Raw genomic sequence first — 8282 nt, forward strand, 5'->3', positions numbered from 1 at the left:
GGTTTGCAATAATGCCTCTACTTGTTTTTCTGGAGATTGCTTTTGCGCCATGTGATATATTCTACGGCGCTATGTGCATCTATCTACTTTTTATTTTTTGCACTACCCCGATTTATTGAGCGGATACATAATTTTCTTAATAAAAATAGTAGCCAAACTTTGTTCTATGAGTAGCAAATGCATTTTATTCATTCATTAATTACAAATATAAAAGAGGGGCGTTCAGTGAAACAGCGTGCTACACAATTCTGGAGCATTCTAGCCATTTAGCTGCTTCAACTTTTAGTGCAGGAGATGCTGGCAATCTAATAATAAATACACCAAAAATGGTAGTGGGGGATATGGCAACAGTTAATACTTCCACTATAGGCTCTGGCTCTGCTGGGAGTATTACTATAAACGCTTTCGATTTAGAGATACGCAATAGGGTAAGTTCATCTGCGATTATACCAGATTCAGACACCCAAAAAGTATTCGGAGTTCCTTCAGTACCAAGTGGCTCCCCTGGAGAGGTAAATATCAATACTGGGAATCTACGTATCACAGATGGTGGACAAGTTAGCGTTAGCAATGAGGGAACAAGTACTGATGCTGGAAGGCTTACAATTAATGCTCGGTCAATTACTTTAGATAATAAAAGCTCTATCACTACCGCAACTGCTTCCGGCGAAGGCGGCAATATCAAGATCAACACACAGAATTTACAGCTACGCAACAGTACTATTAGTGCAACTGCCGAAGGTAACGGTAATGGCGGCAATATCAAGATCAATACACAGATCCTAACTGGTTCAGAAAACAGCAGCATAAAAGCTAATGCATTTGAGGGGCGCGGCGGTAATATTCAGATAAATGCTCGTGGACTATTTTTATCTCCCGATAGCTTTATTACCACACGTTCACAGTTGGGAGTTGATGGTACAGTCCAGATCAACAGCTTTAACGTTAATCCTGCTGGCATTAAAGCAGCCCCAGAAATTGTTACAGAAACTCCTAATATGGTATCGGGTTGTGCTGCACAATCAGGCACAGGAAGTGATATGTTAATTGTGGCTAGCAACAGTCCACCGCCTAAATTTGACGAACATCTAGATAGTCAACCTATCTGGCAGAAAAATTCTGTTTCATCTAAGTCCGATGAACTTTCATCTAAGTTACAGCTATCAATAATTAAAGAGACTACGGAAATTGTTGAAGCTCAGAGTTGGATAATAGATTCCAGAGGGAACGTCGAATTAGTTGCGATAGCGCCTAATCAAGCTACACCTGATAGCTTTTTTTCTACCATTCCGTGTACATCGGTCGATTCTGTAGCAGAACTTTCCTATCCAGCAACACAGTAAAGCGATGATTAAATGGAGATATTGCCTCAGGTGCAAGAAGTATAATAGCCACTTTGTGGTTAGTAGATTCTAAATCTAGTGTTTTTTTAATGAATGAATTTTACAAAAACCTCAAGCATGGTATTCCTAAAGCAGAGGCTCTAAGGCTTGCACAAATCAGTTTGATGGCAATTCCTGAGTACAATAATCCTTACCATTGGGCCCCTTACCTGCTGGTAGGGAGCTGGTTGTAATAATTTATTACTTTTAACCCTTCTTGTACATTCTTTAACTCAGTTGGGTTGTTATTAGTTTTCAATAACTCAGATGCTTTTAAATATTGACGCTGCGCTTTATCTAGTACACCAGCTTGGAAATAGCGATCGCCTAGTACTCTATAGATAGTTGGATTCGTCGTACCTGATGCAATTACATTATTTAGTTTTTCAAATGTTTCATCGAAAAGGTTTCTTGAAATAAAGACAGTATCCATGTCAAGAGCAGCTTCGTCCGGGGAAAGTTCTAATTGATTAATTTGCTCTACTGTGTCTAAAATTCGTTTCACCTCATCCTCTGGTAACAAATAGACTACTGACTGATCTGCACCCATAAGATTTTCATTTTTATAAGCGAAGATAGAAATTTTACATGTTTGTCCAGAGAGCAAAGCTTTTTCCTCCAAAGGATAAGCCAATCTAGTTTTATTTACAACTCTTTCCCAAGCAAACTCAGGACAATCAAACCTTACTGTATAAGAAGTAGCACCCGCAACCGCAAGCCAAGCGACTTCAGTTCGCGGTTTTAGTGTCGGGATATGATAAGGATAAATAATTGTCGGCTCATCGTTTCCTACTTCCCCTCCCTTCCGTGTCCTTTGACAGAAGTTTCTGCTATCTATGCGGCAGACAGAATCAGATGAATAAGGTTTTGCACATTCATTAGAAGAAACAAATCCACTAGATAAGTCTAAAACTATTCCTGTGCTAAAACATAAAAATTTAATACTACCACCATCTAAAACTTCTAATTTCTCGCCATCACAAATCAAGCTTCCTACTTCAAAACGCTTATCACCTGGAGACATTACTCTTCCACTTGGCTTGCAGCGAACCTGATTCCTTTTATTTCTTACTAACGGCACATTTGCCAGTATTGGTATATCTTTTATAAGTAGAAAGCTCAAACAAAGCCCCACTAAAATTTTTGTACTCTTTTTCACAAGTCTAAAAACAAATAGTACGTTTATATATGCTTAGTTTCTCATAAAATTAGAAGAAAATCTGTATCAATATAAATTTATTTAGAAAATACTACTTTTTAAGTATGCGATCTAATAATTTTTGTCTCCAGTTAAAAACTTCTGGCAAAGTAGATTGAGCTAACATACAGCCTTCTATATAGATTCTAGCTGTGTCTGTGTCTCCCAAAGCTTCTTCGACTTGAAACAGCAAGCAGAAAGCATCCGTTCTTCCATCTAATCGAATTGATTTTTCTAAATGTTTTTTAGCTTCAATTAACTTATTTTGCTTAAATCTTGCCCAGCCTAAATCCTTATATAAAGCTGCTTCTATTTCCGGATCTTTAGTTTTTTGTAACCCTTGCAAAGCTAAAATAATTGCCGCACCATGTTCATTATTATTGTTTTTCAATCTTGACAAAGCAGTAATAGCAAGCACTGCATAGTCACTCTTTTGAATAGCTAATTGATATTCTTTCTCTGCTAAATCGTATTTTTGCTGATCTTCATAAAAATTTCCTAACCCGTAATGCGATTCCCAACTGTTAGGTCTAAGCTTAAAGGCTTTTTTATAGTTCTCTGTTACACACTTTGTATCTAATAATCTTTGGCAAACTAGTGCTAAGTTATTATATGCAGCAGCATCATTTTGGTTGTATCTAATTACTTGCTCATAATACTTTCTAGCAATCTTAGGTTCATTTATATTGCGGGAAGCTAGATTAAAATAATAATTAGAAATAGCTAAAGATAACCCTTGATACGAAGTGATAGCAATTGGTACAGCTAAAATACCTAAACTAATTATGAATCGCTTCGATGTAAGTATTCGATTAAACTTTAACTTAAACGGGAGGTCTTCTAAACGCTGTAAAAGTATTTGTGTAGATGGTGGACGTTTCCCTGGAGCCGGAGCCATCAAATCATCTAGCAAATCTGCAAAGGGTTTTTCAATATGTCGTGCTTTATTCCTCCAGATAAGTCTTGTTGTTTGCTGATCTGTTAGTAAATTGGTTACATGAATTCCAGTTACTAAATATGCTAACGTTCGCCCTAAAGCATAAAAATCTGATTGTGGTACTGCTTGACCGTTAATTTGTTCCAAGGGGGTGAAACCAGCCGTTACAAGTACTGTAATTTCATGCTGACCAAGCCCCATATCATTCCCCCCACTACCGCTAACTTTTGCTAGATAGCTACGGGTTACTTCTCGAACTGCACCAAAATCAATTAATCCTAGCTGACCATCAGGTTGAACAATTATATTTGAAGGTTTAATATCTCTATGGAAAAAACCACTACGATGTACTTCATCAAGAATTTTTACTATCTGTATAAGCCAATTCAGAGCTAAAGCTTGAGATATTTTCCCGTTAGCTTTTACCCACTGTTCTAAATTAAGTCCTTCAAATTTCTGCATTACTAAACAATGCAGTTCAGTAGAGCTATTATTGGGTGTAACAGTAAATAAATCGTCTACAACTCTAGGAATACCAGGATGATTAAATAATTGCAATGTAAGTGTTTCTCGCTCCAACAAGCTGATTTCCTTAGGTCTTTGCGATCGCAACACCTTCATTACTTTTCGAGTACCTTTATCATCCACTGCTTCAAAAATTTCTGTACTGTAACGGTAGTCCAAAGGACGTAATGGCTTAAGCAAACGAAATCGATGTGCAATCAGCAATTCTGTACCACAATTAACACATCTTTCGCTTTTGTCATTATTTTTACGATGTGTACACTTAGGACTAATACAATAGCTCACACATTTAGGTCATTAAATAATTAAGCCGATTTAAAATCATAAACTACATTTTGAACTGATTTTAAAGTATAGGTGCAAATATACTTTATAACTTGAGGCTCTAATCTCAGTAGTACTTCTTTATTATCATCCTTTTCTTGCTCAATCAGAGAACGTGCATACAAAGACTCTATGGCTTCAAATATTTCTGAGGTCGTTACCTCACCCTGTTGCCTCTCTTTAATTTCTTTAAGAAATTCGCTCAATACAATTGAATTTGCAGACTCTTGATGTAGTTTTTCCGTTAAATGAAACATAATCTGTTTCTCTAAAATAGTTAGACGGCCTTTATCTTCAAATAATTCATCCAAGCTTTCTTGGAATACATCTGTCATCAACACAGTTTTAAATTTCAAAAAATCCTTCACACTACCACCAAAAAAATTTTGAATTTTTTCAGCTAACATTTTTAATGATAAGGGATTTCCCCGATAAGTTTGAACTAAATCTCCCCATTTATCCTCATTAGTTAACCCGTGCGAACGAAAAATTTCTAAACCTTCCTTTCCCAACCCTTCAAGTTTTACTGTCCTAACTGGTTGCCCTTTTTTTTGCAGACGATTAAAATCGATAAATGGTTCACGACTAGTCAGTAAAAAACAGCTTTGATGCTGTTCCTCTATAACCCTATTAAAGAACGTTCCATACTCTGCATACTCCTTACCATAAGCATTTGAGTTGGTATTTCTATCTCCCTGTAATAAGGACTCCGCTGAGTCAAGAATCACTAAACAACGATGTGAGCGCAGGTAATCAAATAACTTTGATGTCCTAGCTTGGATGGATTCTGGTAAATCTAGCTCCTGGTTTTCTGAATAAGCAAAAATTCTAAGCAAGTCAGCAACTAAATCTGTAAGCAACGGTCTATACGAAACTGACTTCCAAATGAAACTATTAAATTCATACGACCCCATACGCAAAGCTTGAACTAATTTAGCAACTAAAGCACTTTTACCAATTCCAGCCGCTCCTACAATTGCTACACAGCGCTCTTGAGCTATCAATTCTTTCAACATCGCTAGTTCAGAAGTCCGACCATAAAAATTGGATACGTCAGGCAGATTTCCTACGAGCGTAGGCAAACCAGCAGTAGCTTCATTCCATTTAGCTGGTTCATTGTCAGCTAGTAATATCCGTTTTTCTACAATGCCCCGCAATCTTTTCTTAGTGACTTTTTCTCCATTCCCTAATATTCCTGTTAATAGTACCCACAGCTTAGGTGCTACACGCCTCTGCAAAAGATTAATGTCATAGAGACTCTTCTCTGCTATATCCTTGTAATCCAGATCAAGCCAAGCTGATCTAAGCACAATTTTTTCTGGCTCTTCTAGCCACCTGCCTTGTTTTGCAAACACTAAGTCATCTATGGCTTGGATAGCTTCTTTAGTATTCACCTTTTATTAAGCTCCTTTGAGTACGGACGTGCTGTTTTTTATCAATTTCACTAAATCAGAAGTATATACTTTTTCACTGATGAGCTTTAAAAAAGCTGCATAGTCTACTATTCCTTACTTGTACAACAGCTTCCTTTTTCATAAAATGCAAAGTTACTGACTTTGAGGCAGGAAACGGGTAGGACGGAGCTAAAAACTCTTTATGTGGATTTTAAACCCTGCATTCTCTACCTCACTTAACTTGCAAGCTGCTGTATATTTCAAACTTCACAAATCATAACAATTGAGTCGCTATTATATTACGATACTGATATATTGTAGTTCAAGTACGTACTCAACTAAAAAAAGTTTGGAGAGACTGTCAAAACTAGTATAATTGCGGGAGAACTAAAAGCAATGCTCAAAACCACATAAATCTAGGCAGGTGCTGCTCGATATATCAGATCACTTTTGAGCTTTTGAATTTGACTGTAACAGAGCCAGCCATTGCTCTATTTATATCATGCCTAAAGTATGAAGGTTTCAGAGCCATGATAACCAAGCTAATAAGGGGAAACATGAAAGCAAAAGCATCAAAAAATTTAAAGCACAAAGCGCCACTAAGGAGTAGGCGCTTTGTCTGTTTGTAAAACTCATCGTTAACAAGAGCGGGGTTGATCTCGAAGGTACAAAATCAGTGGCTATTATAGTTTGGCGACTTGATGTCCACTAAAACTGTCCGAGAGTTTTTACCACGCTGCAAGATCCATTATAGGTTCTACCGTTTGGAAAGTCTATTTCTTACGGCGTTTTTGGCTGTCAAAATTCTCGCTTTTAGCTAAAGTTTAAGTTTAATGAAGTAAAATTGCGAACTTTGTAGTCCAAAGCAATAGCAGCGTGAATAACCCCCTCTGAACTTGAAAACCGAGTTATCAGGGAAAATTAATATCATGACAAATAGCTATTCCCCCAAGAGCGCAGTGTTAGAGCGCATAGGGTCGAATGTAACGTTGTCTGCGGCTTCGTGTCGCAGAAGCGTCTACGTATGGCAACTTTATGCTGTGGTGTTGGAGAAATTCAGGAATATCTTAGCTAAAGTAAGAGTTTGGCAGCTTGAAAACTGGCTGCATTTAAACGAAGGCTACAGAAACATCGCTTCCTTGGAAAGCACCAATATCACTTTGAGATTAGACACATTTCTTTCCAAGGGATTCCGAGGAGAGAACCGATGAATTCAGCGACAACTGAATATCCAAACAATCTCACGGCTGCGGAATACTATGAGTTGTTAGCTGGTAGCGCCATTCATCCGGCGTTGATTAAGCGCAACTTTTTCCATGTAGAGGGAGAATCAGTTTATGATTTCCTGTTCATATCTGATAAACTGCCACGCAAGAATGCGGGTCGGGTAACAGATGGATACATAAAAATGTATCAGCATCTACTACTGGGTGGGACGTGGATTCAGTCACTTGACCCGTTCAAAAATTGGCAACCGATGGAATGGGGGCGGATTAAGCCCAACTTTCCGCGCTTTGATTGGCACTCCTGTAAACCAGTTAAATACGAGTCACCGCCCAAGACAGCCAACCGTGTTACTTATTTCGATGTTCCCAACTGTATTTTGAATCTAGTTGCACGGCGCTATAACGTTTCCGATATTCAAAGAGTGCTTTTTGCAAAACGTGGGAAAAAGCTAAGGCTTAAAAGTCGAAAGAACGCTGCTTCTCGCAATGCCGCTCTCTTGCCTTCGCTCTTGCAACTAGGACAAACTACGGCAATCCTAACGCAAATCGCCCAGTTAAGTCACCGAGTAGCTCTGTGTATAAAAGGCATACTCAATCCCCTAATGTTTTGGTCATGGGTTGGGCAGCACAAAGAATTAAACATCGGCTCTCAGCAGAAAAATTTACAAATCTCCTTCTGGGAGTGGGTAAAACAGCATCCAGAGATTCCAGTTATCTTATGCGAGGGCGAAAAAAAAGCGGCCTGCTTGCTTAGTTTAGGATTTGTAGCGATCGCACTGCCGGGAATTTGGAACGGGCGCGTGGGCAAACAGGATTTTGATGAACGGTTGCATCCTGACTTAGTACCAATGGCTCAGGCGGGACGCAAGTTCATCATTTTATTCGACTACGAAACTAAAGCTAAAACCAGGTGGTCAGTTTACCAGGCAACGGTACGCACTGCCAAAGCGATTGAGGCAGTAGGTTGTGAATGTGAAGTTGCATTACTGCCGGGGCCAGAAAAAGGCGTTGATGATTTTGTAGTTAGTCGCAGTGAAGATGCCAATGCTCTGCTGACTGCAATTATAGACGATGCCAAATCACTTGCCGATTACCAACGCTCGTATCGGGCTAAAAAATGGGGACTAAGTAAATACAAACCAGATGTCACTATTAACGTCAAGTATCTTTCTGAGGCTTTGTGCATTCCTGAACTTGAAGAAAAATACAATTTGCCTGAGCTTTATGAGCTTGAAAAGGAACAACTTTTCACGCCATCTATAAAAGGACATCCTCCAAACAAGGAGTCTACCGATT

At 38.5% G+C, this 8282-nt stretch carries 7 protein-coding genes; 4 read left to right on the plus strand and 3 right to left on the minus strand.

From position 1 onward, the window contains the following. The first annotated feature begins 341 nt into the window (after positions 1-341). Together H6G96_RS39400 and H6G96_RS39405 are read left to right on the plus strand one after the other, a co-directional pair. Positions 342-1343 carry an S-layer family protein gene (locus tag H6G96_RS39400; protein ID WP_190919929.1) on the plus strand — a complete coding sequence of 334 codons (1002 nt, stop codon included), beginning with the start codon at positions 342-344 and terminating at the stop codon, positions 1341-1343. A gap of 53 nt (positions 1344-1396) precedes the next feature. Next, positions 1397-1576 (plus strand): CHAT domain-containing protein, encoded by a 180-nt coding sequence (locus H6G96_RS39405; protein ID WP_242063639.1) that lies wholly within the window; start codon positions 1397-1399, stop codon positions 1574-1576. Here the strand turns inward: H6G96_RS39405 and H6G96_RS39410 are convergent. From H6G96_RS39410 to H6G96_RS39420, 3 genes are all read right to left on the minus strand, one after another. Then, on the minus strand, positions 1549-2541 hold the full coding sequence (locus tag H6G96_RS39410) for a hypothetical protein (protein WP_190919930.1): 993 nt from the start codon (positions 2539-2541) through the stop codon (positions 1549-1551). The genes H6G96_RS39405 and H6G96_RS39410 overlap by 28 nt on opposite strands. Before the next feature lie 91 nt (positions 2542-2632). Further along, positions 2633-4327 (minus strand): protein kinase, encoded by a 1695-nt coding sequence (locus H6G96_RS39415; RefSeq protein WP_190919931.1) that lies wholly within the window; start codon positions 4325-4327, stop codon positions 2633-2635. A gap of 20 nt (positions 4328-4347) precedes the next feature. Further along, on the minus strand, positions 4348-5760 hold the full coding sequence (locus tag H6G96_RS39420) for an NB-ARC domain-containing protein (protein WP_190919932.1): 1413 nt from the start codon (positions 5758-5760) through the stop codon (positions 4348-4350). Between the two features lie 929 nt (positions 5761-6689). Between H6G96_RS39420 and H6G96_RS39425 the strand changes: the two genes are divergently transcribed. Next, positions 6690-6971: a hypothetical protein gene (locus tag H6G96_RS39425; RefSeq protein WP_190919933.1), complete on the plus strand. Its 282-nt coding sequence runs from the start codon at positions 6690-6692 to the stop codon at positions 6969-6971. Next, a partial coding sequence (locus H6G96_RS42115; protein WP_242063640.1) for a DUF3854 domain-containing protein occupies positions 6968-8282 on the plus strand: 1315 nt, incomplete at its 3' end. The genes H6G96_RS39425 and H6G96_RS42115, both read left to right, overlap by 4 nt.

It is taken from the genome of Nostoc sp. FACHB-892 (assembly GCF_014698795.1).
Taxonomy (GTDB): domain Bacteria; phylum Cyanobacteriota; class Cyanobacteriia; order Cyanobacteriales; family Nostocaceae; genus Nostoc.